20 protein-coding genes and 2 pseudogenes are annotated in these 21,049 nt (G+C 67.9%); 12 read left to right on the top strand and 10 right to left on the bottom strand.

Annotated features, from left to right (window positions below):
* Positions 1 to 301 precede the first annotated feature (301 nt).
* Positions 302 to 733, top strand: coding sequence for an anti-sigma factor (locus H1R19_RS20135; protein ID WP_188331361.1), 432 nt, complete (start codon positions 302 to 304; stop codon positions 731 to 733).
* Here H1R19_RS20135 and H1R19_RS20130 read toward each other — a convergent pair.
* The 4 genes and pseudogenes from H1R19_RS20130 to H1R19_RS20115 form a co-directional block, all read right to left on the bottom strand.
* Positions 658 to 1,575: a glycosyltransferase gene (locus tag H1R19_RS20130; RefSeq protein ID WP_188331360.1), complete on the bottom strand. Its 918-nt coding sequence runs from the start codon at positions 1,573 to 1,575 to the stop codon at positions 658 to 660. The two genes, H1R19_RS20135 and H1R19_RS20130, sit on opposite strands and share 76 nt — an antisense overlap.
* A gap of 2 nt (positions 1,576 to 1,577) precedes the next feature.
* Positions 1,578 to 1,955 (bottom strand): annotated as a pseudogene (locus H1R19_RS20125) (glycosyltransferase family 4 protein); the annotation flags it as partial.
* Complete coding sequence (locus H1R19_RS20120; protein WP_244971015.1) at positions 1,948 to 3,024, bottom strand: glycosyltransferase family protein; 1,077 nt, start codon at positions 3,022 to 3,024, stop codon at positions 1,948 to 1,950. The pseudogene H1R19_RS20125 and the gene H1R19_RS20120, both read right to left, overlap by 8 nt.
* Before the next feature lie 315 nt (positions 3,025 to 3,339).
* Entirely contained in the window at positions 3,340 to 3,987 is a 648-nt protein-coding gene (locus H1R19_RS20115) for a PAS and ANTAR domain-containing protein (protein WP_188331359.1), read from the bottom strand.
* A 341-nt stretch (positions 3,988 to 4,328) separates the two neighbouring features.
* Here H1R19_RS20115 and H1R19_RS20110 point away from each other — a divergent pair, with 341 nt between their 5' ends.
* The 5 genes and pseudogenes from H1R19_RS20110 to H1R19_RS23320 form a co-directional block, all read left to right on the top strand.
* The gene (locus H1R19_RS20110) at positions 4,329 to 5,189 is read left to right on the top strand and encodes an SDR family oxidoreductase (RefSeq protein WP_188331358.1); all 861 of its coding nucleotides are present in this window, start codon (positions 4,329 to 4,331) and stop codon (positions 5,187 to 5,189) included.
* Positions 5,190 to 5,346: 157 nt separating this feature from the next.
* Entirely contained in the window at positions 5,347 to 6,531 is a 1,185-nt protein-coding gene (locus tag H1R19_RS20105) for a CynX/NimT family MFS transporter (RefSeq protein ID WP_219851798.1), read from the top strand.
* Between the two features lie 16 nt (positions 6,532 to 6,547).
* Positions 6,548 to 7,912 (top strand): hydroxysqualene dehydroxylase, encoded by a 1,365-nt coding sequence (locus H1R19_RS20100; RefSeq protein ID WP_188331357.1) that lies wholly within the window; start codon positions 6,548 to 6,550, stop codon positions 7,910 to 7,912.
* Between the two features lie 43 nt (positions 7,913 to 7,955).
* Complete coding sequence (locus H1R19_RS20095) at positions 7,956 to 8,744, top strand: PaaI family thioesterase (protein ID WP_188331356.1); 789 nt, start codon at positions 7,956 to 7,958, stop codon at positions 8,742 to 8,744.
* A 1-nt stretch (position 8,745) separates the two neighbouring features.
* Positions 8,746 to 8,864 (top strand): annotated as a pseudogene (locus H1R19_RS23320) (ectoine hydroxylase); the annotation flags it as partial.
* Between the two features lie 59 nt (positions 8,865 to 8,923).
* Here the strand turns inward: H1R19_RS23320 and H1R19_RS20090 are convergent.
* Genes H1R19_RS20090 through H1R19_RS20080 form a run of 3 tightly spaced genes read right to left on the bottom strand, consistent with a single transcriptional unit; the run spans position 8,924 to position 11,933 of the window.
* On the bottom strand, positions 8,924 to 10,063 hold the full coding sequence (locus H1R19_RS20090; RefSeq protein WP_188331355.1) for a CoA transferase: 1,140 nt from the start codon (positions 10,061 to 10,063) through the stop codon (positions 8,924 to 8,926).
* A gap of 56 nt (positions 10,064 to 10,119) precedes the next feature.
* Positions 10,120 to 11,124: a MaoC family dehydratase gene (locus tag H1R19_RS20085; protein ID WP_219849943.1), complete on the bottom strand. Its 1,005-nt coding sequence runs from the start codon at positions 11,122 to 11,124 to the stop codon at positions 10,120 to 10,122.
* A complete protein-coding gene (locus H1R19_RS20080) occupies positions 11,121 to 11,933 on the bottom strand; it encodes an HpcH/HpaI aldolase/citrate lyase family protein (protein WP_219849941.1) in 813 nt (270 codons plus the stop codon). The genes H1R19_RS20085 and H1R19_RS20080 overlap by 4 nt, the downstream gene beginning before the upstream one ends.
* A 181-nt stretch (positions 11,934 to 12,114) precedes the next feature.
* Here H1R19_RS20080 and H1R19_RS20075 point away from each other — a divergent pair, with 181 nt between their 5' ends.
* Both H1R19_RS20075 and H1R19_RS20070 read left to right on the top strand, forming a co-directional pair.
* On the top strand, positions 12,115 to 13,266 hold the full coding sequence (locus H1R19_RS20075; protein WP_188331352.1) for an acyl-CoA dehydrogenase family protein: 1,152 nt from the start codon (positions 12,115 to 12,117) through the stop codon (positions 13,264 to 13,266).
* A gap of 69 nt (positions 13,267 to 13,335) precedes the next feature.
* Positions 13,336 to 14,079: a GntR family transcriptional regulator gene (locus tag H1R19_RS20070; protein WP_219849939.1), complete on the top strand. Its 744-nt coding sequence runs from the start codon at positions 13,336 to 13,338 to the stop codon at positions 14,077 to 14,079.
* Here H1R19_RS20070 and H1R19_RS20065 read toward each other — a convergent pair.
* Entirely contained in the window at positions 14,046 to 15,551 is a 1,506-nt protein-coding gene (locus tag H1R19_RS20065) for an MFS transporter (RefSeq protein ID WP_188331350.1), read from the bottom strand. The two genes, H1R19_RS20070 and H1R19_RS20065, sit on opposite strands and share 34 nt — an antisense overlap.
* Before the next feature lie 94 nt (positions 15,552 to 15,645).
* Here H1R19_RS20065 and H1R19_RS20060 point away from each other — a divergent pair, with 94 nt between their 5' ends.
* Both H1R19_RS20060 and H1R19_RS20055 read left to right on the top strand, forming a co-directional pair.
* On the top strand, positions 15,646 to 16,137 hold the full coding sequence (locus H1R19_RS20060; RefSeq protein ID WP_188331349.1) for a MarR family winged helix-turn-helix transcriptional regulator: 492 nt from the start codon (positions 15,646 to 15,648) through the stop codon (positions 16,135 to 16,137).
* Positions 16,134 to 17,003, top strand: coding sequence for an SDR family oxidoreductase (locus H1R19_RS20055; RefSeq protein WP_188331348.1), 870 nt, complete (start codon positions 16,134 to 16,136; stop codon positions 17,001 to 17,003). Before H1R19_RS20060 ends, H1R19_RS20055 begins: the two co-directional genes overlap by 4 nt.
* A gap of 77 nt (positions 17,004 to 17,080) precedes the next feature.
* Here the strand turns inward: H1R19_RS20055 and H1R19_RS20050 are convergent, their stop codons facing one another.
* On the bottom strand, positions 17,081 to 17,953 hold the full coding sequence (locus H1R19_RS20050; RefSeq protein WP_219849938.1) for a siderophore-interacting protein: 873 nt from the start codon (positions 17,951 to 17,953) through the stop codon (positions 17,081 to 17,083).
* A 108-nt stretch (positions 17,954 to 18,061) separates the two neighbouring features.
* Here H1R19_RS20050 and H1R19_RS20045 point away from each other — a divergent pair, with 108 nt between their 5' ends.
* Together H1R19_RS20045 and H1R19_RS20040 are read left to right on the top strand one after the other, a co-directional pair.
* A complete protein-coding gene (locus tag H1R19_RS20045) occupies positions 18,062 to 19,135 on the top strand; it encodes an enoyl-CoA hydratase/isomerase family protein (protein ID WP_188331346.1) in 1,074 nt (357 codons plus the stop codon).
* 75 nt (positions 19,136 to 19,210) lie between these two features.
* Positions 19,211 to 19,987 carry an enoyl-CoA hydratase gene (locus H1R19_RS20040; RefSeq protein ID WP_219849936.1) on the top strand — a complete coding sequence of 259 codons (777 nt, stop codon included), beginning with the start codon at positions 19,211 to 19,213 and terminating at the stop codon, positions 19,985 to 19,987.
* A gap of 91 nt (positions 19,988 to 20,078) precedes the next feature.
* On the opposite strand, the gene H1R19_RS20035 is transcribed toward H1R19_RS20040, so the two are convergent.
* The gene (locus H1R19_RS20035) at positions 20,079 to 20,969 is read right to left on the bottom strand and encodes a LysR substrate-binding domain-containing protein (protein WP_188331344.1); all 891 of its coding nucleotides are present in this window, start codon (positions 20,967 to 20,969) and stop codon (positions 20,079 to 20,081) included.
* Between the last annotated feature and the right edge of the window lie 80 nt (positions 20,970 to 21,049).

Below are 21,049 nucleotides of genomic sequence, written 5' to 3'. Positions count from 1 at the left end.
CGTCAGTTGCGTATCCGGTCGACGTTGTCGTCCCGACATACGCCGTTCGATGTGCCCGACGGGTACCGCAACGAGCCGTCGGTCAAACGTCGTGCTCGGATGGCGGGGACGAAGGAGGCGTCGATCTCATGGCCTCCGATCGCCGGGGCGTGATTCTGCTACGGTTGCCCTCACGTGTATGGGGGCAAGATCAGCGCGGCACGATCCGGGCCGTGCGTTTGAACAACGGAAGCGCGGGGCACTCATGATCAGACCGGCGAACTTTCACTCCACTACTCAACGGATTAAGAAGACTCATTTGATGACCGACTCCGACGAGACCTCTGATTTGGCAGTCGACGGTGATTCACCGACGGTGTTGCGGGTCCCGGCAGTAACCGATCGTCTGGCGCTGGTGCGTGGACTGGTAGAGACAGCCCTCTACATCGATGACTGGTCTCTCGACGAGGTCATCGACGCGAAGGTGGCTGTGGACGAGATCTGTTCACAGATCATCGCCGCGGCGGCCGACGGCTCGTCGATCGAGATCACTCTTCACCTGTCCGCCGACGGGATTCTCGGTGAGGTCCGGGGTGAGCTCGTCCAGGGCGTGGCACTGAACCAGTCGACCTTCGGGTGGCGGATCGTGCAGACGGTCACCGACACCCACACGATCTCCTACGGCGAACCGCTATCCGGCGCCGGTGACAAGGCCCGCCCCGTGACGATCCGGTTCTCGAAGTTCCGCCGCTGATCATCGGCGGTCAGCCAGTCGTCGGCGGAAGCATCGTAGGCGACGAGTCCCCGGTCGGCGAAGGCGTTCAGCCATCCCTCCATTGGCCATCGGCCCCACCGGCGGTGGAACACCCGTGCGTTGCGCAGGATGTCGGCCAGATGCTCCACGGGCGGGTCCGACACCGGATGATGCTGATGGTAGGCGTGCGCCCCACCCACCCACGCGATCCGAAATCCGTTGTGCGCCGCGGACATCGCAAAGTCGGTGTCCTCGCCCCCGTACCCGCGGTATCCGGGGTGGAATCCGCCGAGCTCGAGCCAGTCGGCAGCCCTGATGGCGAACGAGAGCGACCAGAACAGCGTCATCGCGGTGGACAGCTGTGTCTGTCCCGACCCTGGTGACGGTCGGGCCGGGTGGGGGTCGGTGAACCGGTTCAACTCGCGGGCGTCGAAGACGGTCTGGTCGGCCGGAAGGTACGTCACCGGTCCGCAGTAGAGCAGCCGCAGTTCCTCCGTGGCCGCGCACGACCGCAGATAGCGTTCCAGCATCAGCGGTTCCGGGATGCAGTCGACGTCGAGGAACACCAGTATCGAGGCACCCGCCGCGATGGCGGCGGCCGCACCCGCGTTGCGCGCGTCGGCCAACTGGAGTGTGCCCGGCTCGTCGCACCGGAACGGGACGGCCCGTATCCGGTGAGCGGCAGCCACCTCCTCGACGCCGGGATCGTCCATGGCGACGACGATGTGCACATCGGGACGCACCGTGGAGTGGTCGAATGCATCGAGCTGCCTACCGAGATGGTCATGGCGTCCGGAAGCGATGGTGATCACCGCGACCGTCTCCTGGCGATCGCCGGTCATCGGTGCGCCACGGGGATCGAGCCGAGCACATGAGACCACGCCCGGGCGGTGTGGCGGCTGACGGCCACACACCTGGTCCCCGGGGTCAGGGCCAGGGCCGATTCGAGCCAGGGGGTGGGCGGGGTGTGCAGGGTGGTGAGCATCGGGGTGTCGAGTGCGGGGCCCATCGCCACCGGAAGATGGTGCAGGCTGTGATTGTGGATCACGTCGAAGTCGTCCGGGGTGCGGGTGAACGACAACATCAACGACAGGTACGCGTGGTGCTCCTGCAGAACCGTGAGCGGCGGCATCGAGACGTCGGACCGCGCCGCCGCCGCGAACGGCTGGGCGATGGGGTACCGGCTGGATGCGACGATGGCGATCCGCAGGGACTCACGCATCCATGGCCCGGGTGTAGAGGGCAGCGTGGCGCTCGGCGAGTGACACGCGCTGCGCGCGCCGGTCGGGCCACAGCGCGGCGGTCGGACGGGAGGAATAGGCATCAGCCAGCGCCCGGGCAAGCGAGTCCGGGTCGAATCGATCCTCGGTGAACTCGAAGGTGAAGCAGTCCTGCTGTTGGTGGTAGAAGCCGCAACTCGGGGCGATCACCGGGGTGCCCAGATCGTGGCAGGCCTCGAGCCATCCCGAGTGCGTGCCGAACCGGTACGGAAGTACCGATACCGACAAGCTGCGCATGTAGTCCCACAGTTGCTCCTCGGTGTAGTAGTCATGAACCAGCACGCGGGCATACGGATGGCGGGAGAGTGCGAGTGCTGCGGTGCCGAAATCCGGGTTGTACCAGTGATTTCCAGGGATGAACACCTCGTCGTGCAGATTGATCTGGACGGTCACGTCGGGGTAGTCCGCGGCCGCCTCGAGGAGCGTCATGATGACGGGCAACGGATCCATGTTGGCCCGGATGCTCTTGGCGTGGACGCCCACGACGAACTCGTCGTCACGTGGCTCCCGGGGTGCGAACAGTCCCGGCGGCACCACGTGGGGGTGCGGTAGTACTGTCGCGTCGCGCTGCCAGCGTCGGGAGATCTGTTCGGCGGCACCGGGCGTCAGTGTGATGACCTCCGCGGCTGCCGGCAGGAGGAGGTCGAGTACCTCCTCGTGGGCGCCCGGCTCCGGATGGTGGGGGTTGCGGAGGTCGTGGAGTGTGTACACCAGCGGCTTGCCGTGGCGATCCAGTTCGCCGATCACATCGGACATCACGGCGGGCTCGACGGCGTCGAATCCGAAATGTATGTGGAAGACGTCGAACTCGCTGTGGTGCTCGGCGATCCACGCGGGATCCAGCATCAACGGGGGCCACCAGCCGCCCGGCACCTTGGCACCGTCGGCCGGCACCGGGTCCGGCAACCGGACCACGGACACCGGTCCCGTGTCCAGTGCGCTCACCGATCCGTTCAGCGGTGACAGGTGGCGGACATACACATGCGACTCCGGGACCGAGGCCACCCGGATACGACTGGTGGCCGCGACGCCCGAGCCGACCCGCCGCCCAGCCCCGACGACGTCGAGGCGTGGGGTCGCGTCCGGCCGCACGGCCACTGACGTCCCGGCGGCCTCGAGGGTTGCCGCACCGCTGGGTTGACTGATCGGTCCGCTCACTGTCACATCCGTTCACTCCGTGTCTGAACGGCTGCTTCTCAACCGGGTACAAGCGAGGCCGGCAGCAGCGTCGAAGGGCATGACGACGCGGCGCGTGCTCGCGTGCGCGGGTACCCCGTGACGGTGGCGGCGAAACCCGGAGTGAGTCCGGCGAGGGCCGGACGCAGATCAGTTGTCGGACTGGTGCGCGTTCAAGAGGAGGTGGTCGAAGGACTGACGAACCGGGTCGGGCAGCACGATGTGGGTGTGGACGCCGGAGACGATGCTGCGCGCGAGCTCGTTGACCTTGACGTTGGCCGTCTGTGATCGCCAGCGCATCACCTCGAAGGCGCGATCGGCACTCACCCCGTAGGCGAGCGAGATCATGCCCTTGGCCTGTTCGATTACTCCCTGGTGCTCCCGGAACCTCGCAACATGCTCGTCGACGCGGTCTTTGACGGCTTCTTCGTCGAAGCCGTTCAGGTCGAGGTAGAAGCCCTCGGCGCCGACTGGGGTACCCGCATCGTCGAGGATCTGCTGTGAGACCACCGCGACGTGGTGCACCTGGCCCGACGTGTCGATGATGCGATGACGGCTGGAGAACGGGGTGCGCCGGCTCAGCATCGTCGCGACCATTTCGTCGAAGGCATGACGATCGTCGGGATGCTTGTGGCTTGCGAGCAGTTCGGTGGTCGGGGTGACCTCGCCCGGACGGTAGCCGTGCATCTCGGCCACCTCGTCGGACCACTCCCACTGCTCGGTGTCGAAGAGGAACCGGAAACTACCTACGTGGCGAATACGGGAATCGCCGGCAGTGCGATGGTCGGTGTTCGGCACTATCACCCCTAGAGCTGCGAAAACAACGCGAAATCAACAAGGATGCCAACGGTCTCGGGCAAAGTAGGAGTTTACCTGGCGGCCTGCGCCGGACGTAATCCGTCCACGAGCTCGTCACGAAAGTGAACACGCGCCCCGGCCTGGCCCCGTGCCGCAGGTCACCCCGGGTGTTGGGCGGCGACACCACCCGGGTAGCCGAACGAGCGAGAGTCTCGACGAGAAGCTCGACCAAGAGGTGCCCGACGAGGCACCCTGATCGCCGTGCCCGGTCGTCTCGATCGGGGCGGCCGGGCCGCACGGTTCATGTTTCCCGGCGCCCCTACCCGGGCACCCGTCCTCCCATGAGCGATGAGAATCCCGTGCACGAGCCGACGACCATTCCGTACCCGGGCGAGACCGCCGACATGCCGGATCGGCCTCGCGACGAGATGCGCGACTACCGTGGCCGCGATCTGCTGGCCGGTAAGACCGCGCTGATCACCGGCGGCGATTCCGGGATCGGCCGCGCGGTGGCCGTCGCCTTCGCCAAGGAGGGCGCCGACGTCGCGATCGCCTACCTCGAAGAGGACAACGATGCGCGGCACACCGTCGAGCTGATCGACGCCGAAGGCCGCCAAGCACGTGCCTACCGTGGCGATCTCGCCGATCCGGCACACTGCACCGACATCGTCAAGCGGACCGTCGACGATCTCGGGGCGCTGAACATCCTCGTCAACAATGTGGCCTACCAGGAGGTCGTCGACGACTTCCTCGAGCTCACGCCCGAGCAGTGGCGACGCACCTTCGACGTCAACATCGACAGCTTCTTCCACACGACGCGGGCCGCGGTCCCGCACCTCACCGGCGGCGGCGCGATCATCAACACCTCGTCGATCAACGGGTTGCGCGGTAACGACAGCCTGATCGACTACTCGGCGACCAAAGGTGCGGTGCTCGCATTGACCTACTCGCTGGCGCAGTCGTTGATGAAGAGGAAGATCCGCGTCAACTGTGTCGCGCCCGGCCCGGTGTGGACACCGCTCATCCCGGCGACGATGCCGGCGGAGGCGGTCAAGGATTTCGGAACCCAGGCGCCCATGGGGCGGGCCGCCCAACCGGACGAGATCGCACCGTCGTATGTGTTCTTCGCCGCGGAGCAACTGTCGTCGTACTACACCGGAGAGGTGCTGGCGCCGATCGGCGGAGAGACGCTGCCTGGTTGAGTGATCGCGTGTCGAAGCGGATCACCCCGCCCCCGCGGACACCGACCGCCTTCGTCTCCTACTCTCCCGCACCGTGAATGCACTTCCGGTGAACCGGCCGACCCGGTCGGGCAACGAGCGGGTCGGCGCCGGTGTGGTCATCACCGCGGTCGGGGTGATGGTGGTGGCGGCGAACCTCCGGCCCGCAGTGGTGGCAGTCGGCCCGTTGATCGGGGCGATCTCCGACGATCTGGGGTTCAGCAGCGCGGCAGCAGGCCTGCTGACCGCGTTGCCGGTTCTCTTCTTCGGGATCTCGGCGCTCGTCGCACCACGGCTCGCCAGCCGGTTCGGCATCGAGCGCGTCATCTTCGGTGCGCTGCTCGTGCTGGTCGCCGGGATCGCGGTTCGGTTGTTGCCGTCGTCGCCGGCGCTGTTCGTCGGATCGGCCGTCATCGGCGTCGCCATCGGTACGTGCAACGTGGTGTTGCCTGCGCTGATCAAACGGGACTTCGCCCACCGGTCCGGACTGATGACGGGCCTGTATTCGATGACGTTGTCCGCAGGCGCGGCGGTCGCCTCCGGTGTGAGCGTCCCGATCAGCGACGCGCTGGGCGGGAACTGGCGCCTGGCACTGGCCTCGTGGGCGCTCGTCGCGCTGGTCGCCGTGGTGGTGTGGGTGCCACAGCTCCCGCTGGTTCATCGCGTGACGGCGGCCGCCCCCACCTCGTCGTTGCTGAGAAACCCGATCGCCTGGGCGATCACGGTGTTCATGGGCACCCAGTCGCTGATCTTCTACACCTTTGCGGCCTGGCTCCCGCAGTACCTGGTCGACGACGGGATGACGCCGGTGCGAGCCGGGGCAGTGCTCGCCACCGCACAGGTCGTCGCCCTGATCATGTCTCTCCTCGCGCCGATCGTCGCCGGTCGTTTCGCCGACCAGCGCCTCGTCACCCTGGTGGTGCTCGCCGTCTGCGCCTCGGGATTCGTGGGACTGGTGACCACCGATGTGTGGCCCGGGTTCTGGGCGGCCTGCGTGATGGCCGGGCCCGGCGCCTCCATCAGCCTGGCCCTGCTCTTCATGGTTCTGCGCAGCTCCGGATCCCGGCAGACCGCGCAGGTCTCCGGGATGGCGCAATCGGTCGGCTATCTCACCGCCGCCGCCGGACCGATCCTCATCGGCGGCATCCATGACCTCACCGGTTCGTGGACCCTGGCGATGGCGGTGCTCGGCCTCGTGCTGGTGCCGCAGGCCCTGTCGGCTCTCGTCGCGGCCAAGAACGTCAAGATCACCGGCCCGGTCCCCGCTGCGGACGCGGTCGGCGACGCCCGACCCCGGTCAACCCCCGGCAGCGGTCAGCGCTGACCGCTATCGTGTCCCCATGCATTGCGTGGTCGTGGGTGGGGGACTCGCCGGTCTGGCCTCGGCGGTATGGCTTGCCGAGGCGGGGCAGCGGGTGACACTGCTCGAACGACGCGGCTCGCTCGGCGGCCGCACCATCTCGATGCCGTTGCCCGCGGTCGACGACGTGCCCGACAACGGGCAACACGTCTTCGCGAGCGGGTATGAGCACCTCATGCGCTATCTGGAGAGCGTCGGCACCCGCGAGCACGTCGCATTCCCGGGCCACATGACGTCCCGGATGCCCGGCGGCGCCACCCGCAGGTCGGCATTCGGCGGTCTGGCCGGGCTTCGTGCCGCGGTCGGGGACCTACCCGGCGTCACCGGCCTGGACCGGCTCCGCACCGCTCGCGCGCAGGTCACGCTGATCCGGCAGGCGTTTCGTCAGCCGGCATGGCTCGACGAGATCACCGCCGACGAGTGGTTCCGGCGGATAGGTCTGCCGCAGTCGGCGCGCGCCGCGTTGTGGGACGGCATCGTCATCGGACTCACCGGCGACAAGCCGGACATCTCCTCGGCCAAGGTGCCGGCCGATCTCCTCGTGACCGGGGCCCGCCGAGCGGTACAGACACGGACGCCGATCTCGATCGGCTACCCCACCGTCGACCTCGACACCCTGTTCATCGAGGGTGCCGAGAAGCGTTTCGCCGACGCCGGTGTCCAGGTGCGGCACCGGGCGGTGGTGTCGGCGATCGAGGTCGACGACGGCACTGTCACCGGTGTGCGGCTGGCCGACGGCGAGACCATCTCGGCGGACGCGGTGATCTGCGCGGTCCCGGTATGGGGCGTGAAGGGCCTGCTCGATCAGGTCCCGGGTCACGAACGGATCTACGAGGCCGTCGACAACCTCACCCCGGTACCCATCGTCAGCGTGAATCTCTATCTCGACCGGTCCATCGGGATGACCGACTGGGGCGAAATCCTGTACGGCGGTGAGGGAGTGCTCGAACAGGTGTGGGACCGCCAGCGCATGCACGGTCGTGAACCGCGGGACAACCACTTCTATTCGACGACGGTCTCGGCGTCCTACGATCTCATCGGCAAGACGAACGAGGAGATCACCGACATCCAGATGGACATGCTGCGGAAGTACTACCCGCAGGCCGCCGACGCCCGGGTTGTCCACAGCCATGTCGTCCGCATGCCGAAATCGACTTTCGCGCAACGACCCGGTACCGCGGGCATCCGACCCGACCAGCGCACCGAGGTGGATGGCCTTGCGCTGGCGGGGGATTGGACCAAAACCGATTGGACAACCACCATGGAGGGGGCGTGCCAGAGTGCGGCGCGCGCCGTCGAGGTGATCCTCGAGTACGCCGACGTTCGCAGGGCTGAGGACCGGTGACCCCCGCGCGACGCCGTGACCGCGTCGATGCACTCTGGAGATCATGACCACGACTTCTTCTCTCTTCCACATCGGCGGCCCCGAGGTGATGCTGCGGATCTCCGGCCACTCGATCTCGGCGGAACGCGGACAGGCGCGCACCGAGGGCGGGCCGTGGCTCGCCGACTCGGCGGCCGGGGTGAACCGCGGTGCGCTGGCCGTGGCCCTCGACGATGTCACCGGATACATCGTCGACGCCGGGAGTCCGGCCGGACGCTGGCCGGTCTCCCTCGGGATCCGCGTGGACTTCGTCGCCGACCCGCCCCTCGACGGGTCGCCGTTGCGGGTGACCGGTGAACTCGTCGCACGCGACGAGCGGGGTGCGATGACGACCGGCGCGGTGTTCGACCCCTCCGGTCGTACGATCGCGACGATGATCCAGCGCTCACATCTCGTCGAGGCGCCGACCACCCCGGGGGCTCACGCGACACACGAAGTCCTCGATGCGCCGGACGGACCTGTTCGCGACCAGCTCGGACTCGTCGAGACCGGGCCGAACGAACTCACGATGGCGCCGACCGTCCTGTCGGCGAACGGCATGGGCAGTGTGCACGGTGGAATCCTGGTCTGTGCCTCGGAGCTCGCGGCCACCTCCGCGGTCGGGGCGACGGGGGATCTGCGGACCACCAGCGTCGACATCACCTACGTCCGCCCGTGCGATGCCGCCGACACGACCACATTCACCTCGGAGATCTGCCACCGTGGTCGATCGCTGTCGGTGGTGCGCGTGGTCTCGGCCAATTCCTCGGGCAAGGCGTCGTCGATCGCGACCGTGGTGTTGCAACACATCTGAGCCGGCCGGGTCGGCGCTCTATTTCGATTCGAATTGTCTGCATGCCTCCGGTGGCAACATCACCCCGCTGCAGGAGCCGTTCGGCGGCCGCCGCGTCCGGATCATCTCGCGCACAGGTGATCCGGACGACCCGCGTACCTCGCTCCGGCGAGGAGCGGGCGTGCGAATGTCTCGAAGGGTCAGAACCCGGTAGACGAGCCGAGTTCCGGGGCGGGGCCGCTGAAGTAGTGCTCCCCGTCGAAGATCGCCGGGAGTCCGGCGGCGAGGTACGTGCCGATGCCGGGCTGATCGAGTTCGGCGAACAGCGGATTACTCTGCAGCGCTCCGGATTCGACGACCTCGCCGAAGGTGCGATAGCGCTCGGACAGTACCGACGCCTTCTCGAGGGCAGCTTCGATCTCGGCCGAGGTGTGCCGGGCGAACCAGGCCGCGAACAGCGGCGTGAGCACCCCGCGATGGGCGTAGCGGTCCGCCTCTTTGGTGAAGTCCGCGCCCAGGGCCTGCTCGACGGCAGCCACCGCGTCGCCGACCCCGGTCATGGCCACGAGATCGCGGAAATGGCGGGGTGTCAGCGCGACCAGCATGAAGCGCCCACCGTCGGCGGCGACGAAATCCGTTCCATACGTTCCGTAGACGTCATTGCCGGTGGCGGGGCGGCTGCCGATGCCGAGCTGGGGCTCGGTGAGGTATCCCAGCGTCCCGGCGATCGCCAGCGCGGTGTCCTCGAGCGGAAGCGTGATCTGTGCGCCCGCGCCGGTCTGGTCGCGGCGGCGTACGGCCGCGGTGATGGCCAGTGCCGCATACAGACCGCATGCGACGTCCCAGGCGGGCAGCGCATGGTTGACCACTCCGGCGTAGTCGGTGGGGCCGGTGATCGACGGGAAGCCCAGCGCGGCGTTGACGGTGTAGTCCACGCCGGGTGTGCCGTCGGTGCGGCCGAGGAGCTCCAGGGTGATCACGTCGGAACGTATGGCGGACAGCGTTTCATGACTCATCCATGCCCGGCCGCCGGCGTTGGTGACCAGGATGCCGCCGCCGGGACCGCTCCCGGTGACCAGATCCTGGATGACCTTCTGGCCCGCGGGATCGCGGAAGTCGGCGGTCACCGACTTCTTGCCGCGGTTCAGGCCGCTCCAGTAGATCGAGTTGCCGTCGGCGGTGACCGGCCAGCGGTTGACGTCGGCGGCGCCGCCGATCGGATCGACGCGGATCACCTCCGCGCCGAGCTGGGACAGTGTCAGGCCGCACAGTGGTGAGGCGACGAAGCTCGACACCTCCACGATGCGCAGACCATCGAGCGGGCGGGGGTTCGTGGTCATGCGGGGAAACTCCTTGTCGGAAGCAACATGTGGGCGGTGGCCGGGCGGGGAGGCCATCAGGCCATCAGGACCTGATAGCGCCAGTCGAGGACGTCTCGGCCTTCGCCGTCGCCGTGTGCGACGACCCTGGACCGCAGCCGCAGGACGCCGCCGCCGGTGGCCAGCGGGGTGGCCTCCTCGACGAGGACCTCGGAACTGAGGGTGTCGCCTTCGTGGACCGGCCCGGTGTGGTCGCAGGAGTCCCAGCCCAGAACGGTCACCAGGTTGGGTAGCGCCCGATTCGCCTGGGAGAGAGCCAGTCCGATGGTGTGCCCGCCGTAGACGAGCCGACCGCCCGCGGCCTTGCCCGCGACGCGCTCGTCGTGGTGGGTGGCGGCGATGTTGAGGGAGAGGCGGGCGAGTTCGGGGGCGCTGGACACGACGTCGGCACTCGACCGGTAGACCCGCCCGGCCAGCTCCTCTGAGAAGTGTTGCCCGCCAACCGAGGACCGGTAGGCGTCGAGATCCCACTCCGGAGTGGCCGGTAGCGCATCGTCGCCGGGGCCGATGGCGCTCAGGTCGTCGGCATGCACGACGCGGTCCGGGTCCGCGGCGGGCGAGAGAGGCAGCATCGCGCAGCGGTAGAAGTCGAGGACGGTGGCGCCGTTGTCATCGGTGGTGATCATGTGCAGCGCCGCCAGTCCCGTCGGAGCGCGACCCGGTTTGGACTTGTTCTCCCGCAATCCGACCACCTCGGTGACGGTGGTGAGCGTGTCGCCGATCGCCGGATAGCTCAGGAAGCGCAGCCCGCGGTAGAAGAGGTTCGCCTTCACGTGGTGCGTGGCCAGCGTCGACTGACCGATCGCGATGTCGGTGACCAGGCCGGGGTGGGCGAGAGTGCCCTGGCCGAGAACGCGAGCCGCGAGGCGCGCGTCGAGGGACAGGCGCAGCCGATCGCCCAGGATCGCCTGATGGGAGGCCGCCAGCCCGGACGTCAGTGTCACCGAAGGTGCGTCGTCGAAGACCTGTCCGTGGCGCAGCTCGTCGAAGTACGGGCCGCCGACCGCGACGGGCTCGCTCATTCTGCTGCTCCCTTCGCGAGAATCCGCCGCGCGGAGACGGCCAGCGCCTCGTCGAGCATCCGGCCGTCGAGTTCGGCGGCACCGGCACCGGCAGCGGCGGCCTTCTCGAGGGCTTCCAGCACGCGGCGTGCGTCGTCGATCGCGGCCTGGTCCGGCGTGAAGATCTCGATGGCGCTCGCGAGCTGGGCCGGATGGATGACCCAGGTCCCGTCGAAGCCGAGGTCGCGTACCCACCGTTTGGCGTCGCGGAAACCGTCGTCGTCGGCGATCGTGAGGTGGGGGCCGTCGATCACGTCGACGCCGGCCGCGCGGGCGGCGAGCAGGACGGTCTCCTGGACGACGTGCCAGGTCTGCATGGGCAGTCCCGAGGCGCGGCCGAGGGAGGCGCCGAGATCGGCGTATCCGATCATCACCGCATCGAGCCGGTCCGTTGCGGCGCAGATCGCGCCGGCGTCGCGGATGCCCCGCGGGGTCTCGAGCAGTGCCTGCAGACGCGCGGACGAGTCGCCGAGTTGTGCGTCGGCCGACTGCAGATCGGCGGGGGTGTCGGCCTTGGGCAGCACCACCGAGGTCAAGGCGGACATCTGTGCACAGGCGGCGAGGTCGGCCTGCGCCCACGGGGTGTCGATCGCGTTGATGCGCAACGATACTGCGCGTTCGGCGCCGAACTCGGCGACCAGGTCGGCGGCGGCGGCGCGCGCCGAATCCTTGTTGGCGGGGGTGACCGCGTCCTCGAGATCGAGGACCACTTCGTCGGCGATCGACGCCAGTGCCTTGCGTGCCTTGCGGTCGTCGGAGGCCGGAGCCACCAGAACGCCTCGTCTTCTCTGCACCATCGCTCCAAGTCTCGATTTCAAATGTGCGGCCAAATCACTGCCTCCACGGTTCTATCAGACCTCCACCTCTGATGGGAAGCTTGACAGCGGTGCCGGCCGCCGACAAAATGGCCGTACAAATCAGCTACCTCCGCAGATCGCAGGTGAACCCTTCATGAGCACGCTCTCCGCCGAAGAGTCCTTTCTCGTCGAGACCGTCCGGTCGTTCGTCGACCGCGAGGTCAAGCCCACGATCCAGGAGGTGGAGCACGCCAACGAATACCCCGAGAAGTGGATCGAGCAGATGAAGCAGATCGGGATCTACGGCCTGGCCGTGCCCGAGGAGTTCGGCGGCTCGCCGGTGTCGATGCCCTGCTATGCGCACGTGACCCAGGAGCTCGCTCGGGGCTGGATGAGCCTCGCGGGCGCGATGGGCGGTCACACCGTCGTCGCCAAGCTGCTGACGCTGTACGGCACCGAGGAGCAGAAGCAGACCTATCTCCCGCGGATGGCGACCGGCGAGATGCGGGCGACCATGGCGCTCACCGAACCGGGCGGCGGATCGGACCTGCAGGCGATGTCGACCGTCGCCAAGGAGGACGGCGACGACCTGGTCATCAGCGGCGCCAAGACCTGGATCAGCAACGCCCGGCGCTCCGGACTCATCGCGCTGATGTGCAAGACCGACCCCTCGGCGACCCCCCGGCACAAGGGGATCTCGATCGTTCTCGTCGAGCACGGCCCGGGCCTCACCGTCTCCCGTGACCTTCCGAAACTCGGCTACAAGGGCGTCGAGACCTGCGAACTGTCCTTCGACGGCTACCGCGCGCCCAAGTCGGCCATCCTGGGCGCCGTCCCGGGCAAGGGCTTCGGTCAGATGATGAAGGGCCTCGAGACCGGCCGCATCCAGGTCGCCTGCCGGGCGCTGGGCGTGGCGACCGCCGCGCTCGAGGATTCGCTGGCCTACGCCCAGCAGCGCGAGTCCTTCGGACAACCGATCTGGAAGCATCAGTCGATCGGCAACTACCTCGCCGACATGGCGACCAAGCTCACCGCCGCCCGCCAGCTGACCTGGCACGCCGCCGAGCAGTACGACAAGGGGGAGCGCTGCGACATGGAGGCGGGCATGGCCAAGCTCTACGCCTCGGAGGTCGCCATGGAGATCGCCCTCAACGCGGTCCGCATCCACGGCGGCTACGGTTACTCCACCGAGTTCGACGTCGAGCGGTACTTCCGCGACGCGCCGCTGATGATCGTCGGTGAGGGGACCAACGAGATCCAGCGCAACGTGATCGCGGCGCAGCTGGTCTCGCGCGGTGGGATCTGACGCGCCACGCGGGTGCACCCGGCGAGCTACGGCGCGGGTGCGGGACCGGGCGTGACTGGAGGGGTGCGGGTGAGTGAGGCAGGGCAGTCCGAGCCGGCGTACAAGTCGCTGGCCGCCGAACTGCGGTCACAGATCGTCCAGGGCAGGTACGCCGGGGGTGTGCGACTGCCCACCGAATCCGAACTCTCCCAGGAGTTCGGGCTCAGCAGGCAGACGGTTCGACGCGCGTTCCTGGAACTGGTGACCGAGGGGTCGGTGTATCGGGTGCCGGGTCGCGGGACGTTCGCCACCGACAACGCCGGCCAGTATCTGCGCCAGCTCGGGTCCATCGAGGACCTGATGAACCTGTCCACCGACACCGAGATGAAGGTGCTCGAATCCCCTTCGCGGAGAGTCGATCTCGAGGCCGCCGGCCGATTGCGCCTCGACACCGATGTCGTGTATCGCATCGTGTTCCAGCGGTTTCACGACGGTGTGCCCTTCGTGGTCACCACGGTGTCGTGGCCGGAGGCGGTGGCGCGCCTGGTGATCGACGCCCCCGAGGTCAAGGCGGGCGCGACCAGCGACCACACGATGATCGGCCTGCTCGAACCGCACCTCGCGCACCCGATCGACGAATGCGCGCAATCGATCACGGCCACCACGGCCGACGCCGAGACCGCGGCCCGGCTCGGCTGCCCGGTGGGGCATGCGGTTCTGCGAGTCGATCGGCTCTACACCGATTCACGCGGACGTGCAGTGGAACTCGCGATCAGCTACTTCCTGCCCGAGCATTACACCTACCGGGTCACGTTGCGGCGCAGCGGGCTCTGAGAACTCCGCGCGGGAAGCGGCTGCTCCTCGGGCACATTCGACGCCCCGCTCCTGCTCGGGATGGTGAGTGTGATCGCGACACCGATGAAGGCCGCGGCGGCCGCGATCAGGAAGCACCACGTGAAGGTCGACTCGTCGGGCACCTCGGTGCCGCCGAGGGAGATGGTGGCGCTTGCCAGGATCAGGGCCATCACCGCCGAGGCGATGGTGGTGCCCAGCGACCGCATCAGCCCGTTGAGCCCGACCGCCGCGCCGGCCTCGGCGGGGGGAACCGAACCCATGATCAGCGTCGGCATGGCGGCGTATCCGACACCCACGCCGATGGCGCAGATGATCGAGGCCAGCATCAGCTTCCACGCCGCATCCATGAGGAAGAACGCGAACATGTATCCGCAGCCGAGGATGGTCGCGCCGATGGCGAGGGTGAACTTGGCGCCGATCCGGTTGATCAGCAGACCCGACAGCGGCGCGAAGAACATCATCATCAGGCCGCCGGGCGCCATCCACAGGCCTGCGGCCAGAATGGACTGGCCCAGGCCGTATCCGGTGGCCTCGGGTAGGCGCAGGAGCATCGGCAGGATGATGGCCTGCGCCATCATGCCGAAACCGATTGCGGCTGCCGCGATGTTCGTCAGCAGCACGGCAGGCCGCGCCGAGGTCCGGAGGTCGACCAGGGGGTCGTTCTGGCGGAGCTCGAACACGCCCCACAGGACCAGCACGGCGAGGCCGCCGATGGCCAGGCCGAGCGTGCGACCCGACGTCCAGCCCCAGTCGTTGGCCTTGGACACCGCGATGAGGAAGCTCGAGAGGCCCACGGCCAGCCCGATGGCGCCGGGGATGTCGACGCGTCCGCCGGAGGCGGTGTTCACGCGGGGGAGCAGGACGAGAACGGCGACGACGATGAGCACGCCCAGGCCGGTGGCGACGTAGAACAGGGCGTGCCAGTCCCAGGTCTCGACGATCCATGCCGACAGCGGCAGGCCGATGGCCCCGCCGACGCCCAGGGTCGCGCTCATCGCGGCGACCGCCATCGAGGTGATCCTCGGCGGGGTGATCTCACGGATGAGGCTCATGCCGACCGGGATGAAGCCCATGGCCAGGCCCTGGACGGCGCGACCGGCGATCAGGGGGACCAGCGAGTCTCCCAGTGCGCAGATCAGCGACCCGAGGGTGAGCAGGAGTGCGCTGGCGAGCAGGACGCGCTGCTTGCCGAACATGTCACCGAGGCGTCCGGCGATGGGCATCGCGACGGCCGCGGCCAGCAGCGTGGCGGTGATGACCCACGAGGCGTTGCTGATCGAGGTGCCGAGGAGGCGCGGCAGGTCGGGCTGGATCGGGATGATCAAGGTCTGCATCAGCGAGGCGACGAGGCCGCCGAAGCAGAGGACGATGACGCTTACGACGGCGCCGGCGGGCGCCTTCGCCGCGGCGACAGCTGCCGACTGCGGCACCTGACCGTGTACCTGGCTCATATACGAGACCTCCTTAGAGGTATGCAGCATACATATGTAATGTACATAGGCAAATCGGACAGTAGGTTGGTCCACGTCTAGTGATGGAGGAGTCATGTCAGAGGACCATGCGCCGTGGCAATCGCCGGTGCATCGTGACCTGGCACAGGAACTGCTGCGGATGTCCCGGCGGAAAGGCCTGGTCCATCCGGCGGTCGGACTGGAGCGTTCGGCCTTCGCCATCCTCTGGGTGCTCTCCGACGGTCGCCCGCGCACGCTGCGCGAGCTGACCGCGGCTCTCGGGCTCGAACAGTCGACCGTCAACCGTCAGGTCAACGCGGCGATCAAGAACGGCTACGTCGAGCGGTTCGAGGTCGAGAACTCGCTGTCGAAGATGATCCGTCCCACCGAAGAGGGCGCCGCGGCGTTCCGCCGGGACGGATTGCTGCGCGCCGAGCGGCTCGAGCAGGTCTTCGCCGATCTCGAGCCAGGCACCCCGGAGGCGCTTCTCCACCAACTCCGTGCGTTCAACGATGCGTACGAGCGAACCCAGCACCGGCACGGTGCGAGTGTGGACCACGAAGGAAAACAGAAGGGGTTGGGATGAACGCAGGCGGTACTTATGTGGTGACCGGGTCGGCGTCGGGGATGGGCGCGGCAGTCGCCGAGTCCCTGAAAGCGGCCGGGCACAAGGTGATCGGCGTCGATCTGCGCGACGCCGATGTCGTCGCGGATCTGTCGACCACGCACGGTCGGCGTACCGCGACCGAGGAGGTCCTGAACTTGTCCGGCGGCCACCTCGACGGCGCGGTCCTCGCCGCGGGGATGGGACCGGCCAAGGGGCGCGAGCGGATGATCGTCGAGGTCAATGTCCTCGGTGTCACGCAGTTGCTGACCGCCTGGCGCCCGGCGCTTGCGGCCGCGGACAAGGCCAAAGTGGTTGTGTTCGGCTCCAATTCGACCACGGTGACGCCGCTGGTGCCGCGCGGTGCGATCCGGCGACTCATCAACGGCGACACCGCGGGTGCTACTCGGCAGATCCTCCGACGACGCGGCGTCACCGCGCCGGTCGCCTACGCGGCGTCGAAGATCGCGGTCACCCAGTGGGCCCGCTGGCAGGGCACCAAGCCGGAGTGGGCGGGCGAGGGCATCCGGATCAACGTGATCGCGCCTGGCCCGGTGATGACACCCCTGCTGCAATCCCAGCTCGACAGCCCGCAGGCCAAGAGCGTGAAGTCCTTCCCGGTTCCGGTGCGCGAGTTCGGAACACCGGAACAGCTCGCCGCGTGGGTGATGACCATGCTGTCGCCTGCCGCCGACTTCATGGCCGGCACGGTCATCACCGTCGACGGCGGGACCGAGGCCCTGATGCGTACTCGGGACTGGCCGAAGCCGCTGCCGGTGCGCGGGATCCCGAAGCTGGTGTGGAAGATGTACCGCGCACCCAAAGACGGGCAGGTCGCCCAGTACTGAAGGGGCCCAGTACTGAAGGGGCCCAGTACTGAAGGGGCCCAGTACTGACGGGCGCCAGTACTGAAGGGCACGACTGCCTATAGTCCGACGCGCTCGAGCGCCTCGTCGAATTCCTCGGAGGCCTGCTTCTCGCTCTTGCCGTCGGCCAGTGCCTGCCGGTAGACGGCGAACAGCTCGGTGCCGTGTGCGGAGTAGGCGCGCGTCCAGCGTTCGCTGTCCAGGCGCCAGTAGCCGATGACGTCGTAGTGGTCACGGGCCCATCGGAGTTCGGAGCGGAGGTGCTTGCGCACCGCCCGTGACTCTGCGGCCTCGCCGGCGAACCAGCAGTAACCGCCGGTCGTCGGGATCTGCAGTTCCCGTACGGTCTCCGCGAGGCGACTCGGGGTGCGCGCGTTGCCGCCGATGATCGTGATCAGTTCGATGTCGCGATCGGGGAGGTAGTTCAGCTCGGACGGGGCGGGAACCTCGACGACGGCGGTCACCCCGTCGGTCGAGGGCAGCTCGTCGATGATGCGGGCGAGGGCGGGAAGGCCGGCCAGGTCGGCGACCAGGATCAGCCGTTCGGTGTCCGGGGGTGGCGCCAGCCAGCTCCGGGCGTGCGTCAGGACCACCTCGTGGCCGGGTTCGGTGCGCTGGGCCCACAGTGTGGCCGGTCCGGCGGCGTGGATGACGAAGTCGATGTCCACGGTGCCTGCGGCGTGGTCGGCAGCCCGGATCGAGTAGTTGCGTCCCTCGGGTGCGGGGTCGGTGCCGAAGTAGCCCCAGGTGCCCTCGCGACACTCCATGTCCGGTGTGGAACGCTCGGAGTCGTGCGGGAAATAGATGCCCACCGCCTCGTCGGCGACCCCCGGGAGGTCGAGGCCGGGAAGGTCGGTGACATCGAGGACGACGCGACGCAGGTTGGGCGTCAGGTCGGAGACATGCCGGACGCGTGCTCTGGAGTAGCCCATGAGGTGACCCTAACCTCACATGTCTGAGTCGGACCACAGGGCTGGACCAGAGTTACTAGGATATGCAACCATCTGTAGGAAGTCTGTCGGTGTGGAGAGGAGTTCGGCGTGTCGGAACCATCGGTGCTGGTCCCATCTGTCTTGACGGAGGAGAACGGGACGGCACGATCGCTGATCCTGAACCGGCCGAAGTCCATCAACGCGATCGACCACGAGATGGTCACCGAGATGGCGGAGCGACTCCACACGTGGGCCGCCGACGACACCGTCGATGCGGTCATCCTCTCCGGTGCCGGTGAGCGCGGATTGTGCGCGGGCGGCGACATCGTCGCCATCCATCGCGACGCCGCCGCACTGAGCGGGAACGCCGACTCGACCGATGTCGACGCCGAGCAGTCGCCGTCGGCGAAGTTCTGGTTCGACGAATACCGGCTCAACGCAACGATCTCCGGCTATCCGAAGAAGTACGTCGCGATCATGGACGGCATCGTGATGGGAGGCGGGGTCGGGGTGTCCGCGCACGGCGACGTCCGCGTCGTCACCGACCGCACCAAACTCGCGATGCCCGAGGTCGGCATCGGCTTCGTTCCCGATGTCGGTGGTACGCACCTGCTTTCGCGGGTCCCCGACGGGCTCGGTACCTACGCCGGCCTCACCGCGGGACATCTCCGTGGGGCCGACGCCATCGCGATGGGCCTCGCCGACCACTTCGTGCCCGCAGAGTCGCTGTCGGCCTTCATCGCGGCGGTCGGGGACGTCGGGGTCGACGCCGCGGTGGCCGAGTACGCGGTCGCAGCGCCGGCGTCGGAGCTGGCCGAGGGGCGCGACTGGATCGCCGAGGCCTTTGCCGCCGACACGGTCTCGGAGATCATCGAACGGTGCCGCGCGGTCGGTACCCCGGCCTCGGACAAGGCGGCCGACACCATTGCCGCGAAGAGCCCGACGGCCCTGGCGGTCACACTGCGCTCACTGCGGGAGGCCGCAGGCGATGCGACTCTCGAGGACACCCTGATCCGTGAGTACCGCGTCTCACTGCGGTGCCTGCTTCACCCCGACATGGCCGAGGGTATTCGCGCACAGGTCATCGACAAGGACCGGAACCCCAAGTGGGCGAGCTACTCCGACGACGCGGTCGATGCTTTCTTCGCCCCGCTCCCGCACGACCTCACCTTCGAGGACTAGCTCGACGCCCTCCCGTACAGACACTTTCGCGCCCGAGGAACCCGCGCGAACAATCGAACCGAAAGAGGACACATCGTGACCGAGTACCAGACCATTCTCGTCGAGACCAGTGGCCGCGTCGGCATCATCACGCTGAACCGGCCGAAGGCCCTCAACGCGCTGAACACCGAGCTGATGAACGAAGTGGTCGGCGCCGTCAAGGAATTCGACGTCGATGCCGGAATCGGCGCCATCGTGATCGCCGGCTCGGAGAAGGCTTTCGCCGCCGGGGCCGACATCAAGGAGATGTCGTCGAAGACCTACGCCGACGTCATCACCGAACAGTTCTTCGGGGCCTGGGATGAGCTGTCCCGCGCGCGGACCCCGATCATCGCCGCGGTCACCGGTTACGCACTCGGCGGCGGCTGCGAACTCGCGATGCTGTGCGACACCATCATCGCCGGCGACAACGCCGTCTTCGGCCAGCCCGAGATCAACCTCGGCGTCATCCCGGGTATCGGCGGTTCGCAGCGCCTCACGCGCGCGATCGGCAAGGCCAAGGCGATGGACATGGTTCTCACCGGGCGCAACATGAAGGTCGACGAGGCCGAGCGCATGGGCCTGGTCTCGCGCGTCGTCCCCAAGGAGGACTGCCGCGCGACGGCGATCGAGGTCGCCGAGGTCATCGCCTCCAAGTCGCTCATCGCTTCCGCGCTGGCCAAGGACGCCGTCAACCGCGCCTTCGAGTCGAGCCTGACCGAGGGCGTCCGCGCCGAGCGCGCCCTGTTCTACTCGACCTTCGCCACCGACGATCAGACCGAGGGCATGGCCGCCTTCGTCGAGAAGCGGGACCCGAACTTCACGCACCGCTGATCTCTGAAACATCGGCACACCCACGTTCTTTCGCCATCTCCACCCCCTTTGCGGGCGGTGGATCTGGGAGAAGGGGGTGGGTGTGCGGCGTTCACGGGAGCGTCCGCAGCACCGCCACCGCCCGGTCGATGAGAGGGGTGCGCCGTGCGACGGCGAATGCGACCGCCAGGTCGACGTGGTCGATCGGCGCGGCCAGCGGCCGGTATTCGACGCCCGCGACACCGAGAGCGGATGTCGGCTCCGGCACGACCGCGACGCCGAGCCCGGCCGCGACGAGCGTGACTAGGGTCGACGTCTCCTCGACCTCGTGCCGGATGCGCGGCATGAAGCCCGCGCGCTCACAGGCGGCGGCCAGAACCCCGCTGATGACGGACCTCCCGCCGCCCACGTGTGCGATGAAGTCCTCGCCGCGGAGTTGAGCGATGTCCACGGCCTGTTGCGCGGGCGTCTCGGTGAGCGGGTGGTCGGCAGGCAGCGCGACGATCAGTCGATCCTTCCGGATCGACTCGACGTGCAGACCCCGTGTCTCGACCGGCATGCGCAGCAGGGCCAGGTCGATGTCACCCGACACCAGTGCGGCCATCTGCTCGGGTGCCAGCATCTCGCCGCGGACGCTGACATCCACGTCGGGTAGCTCGTTGCGGAGCGCCCGCACGAAGCGGGGCAGCAACGAGTAGGTCGCGGAACCGACGCAGCCGATCGCCAGGTTGCCCTGCCGCCCTTCGGCGATGCGCTGTGCCCGTCGACCCGCGGCGTCCACCGAATCGAGGATCGCCACCGTCTGCCGCAGGTAGTCCTCGCCCGCGGCGGTCAGCTCGACGCGACGCGTCGATCGGACGAGGAGAGCGAGGCCCAGTTCGTCCTCGAGCTGGCGGATCTGCTGAGACAGCGGCGGCTGCGCCATGTGCAGGCGTTGTGCCGCCCGGCCGAAGTGCAGTTCCTCGGCAACGGCCCGAAAGTAGCGCAGATGTCGCAGCTCCATGGAGCCGATCCTACTGATTGATATTCAGAACATCTCAAAGGTGGTCAAATGGATACTTCTCCATATCGGTCCTGGTACTT

Source organism: Gordonia jinghuaiqii, from assembly GCF_014041935.1.
Lineage (GTDB): Bacteria > Actinomycetota > Actinomycetes > Mycobacteriales > Mycobacteriaceae > Gordonia > Gordonia jinghuaiqii.
This window is presented reverse-complemented; position numbering and strand designations above follow the sequence as displayed.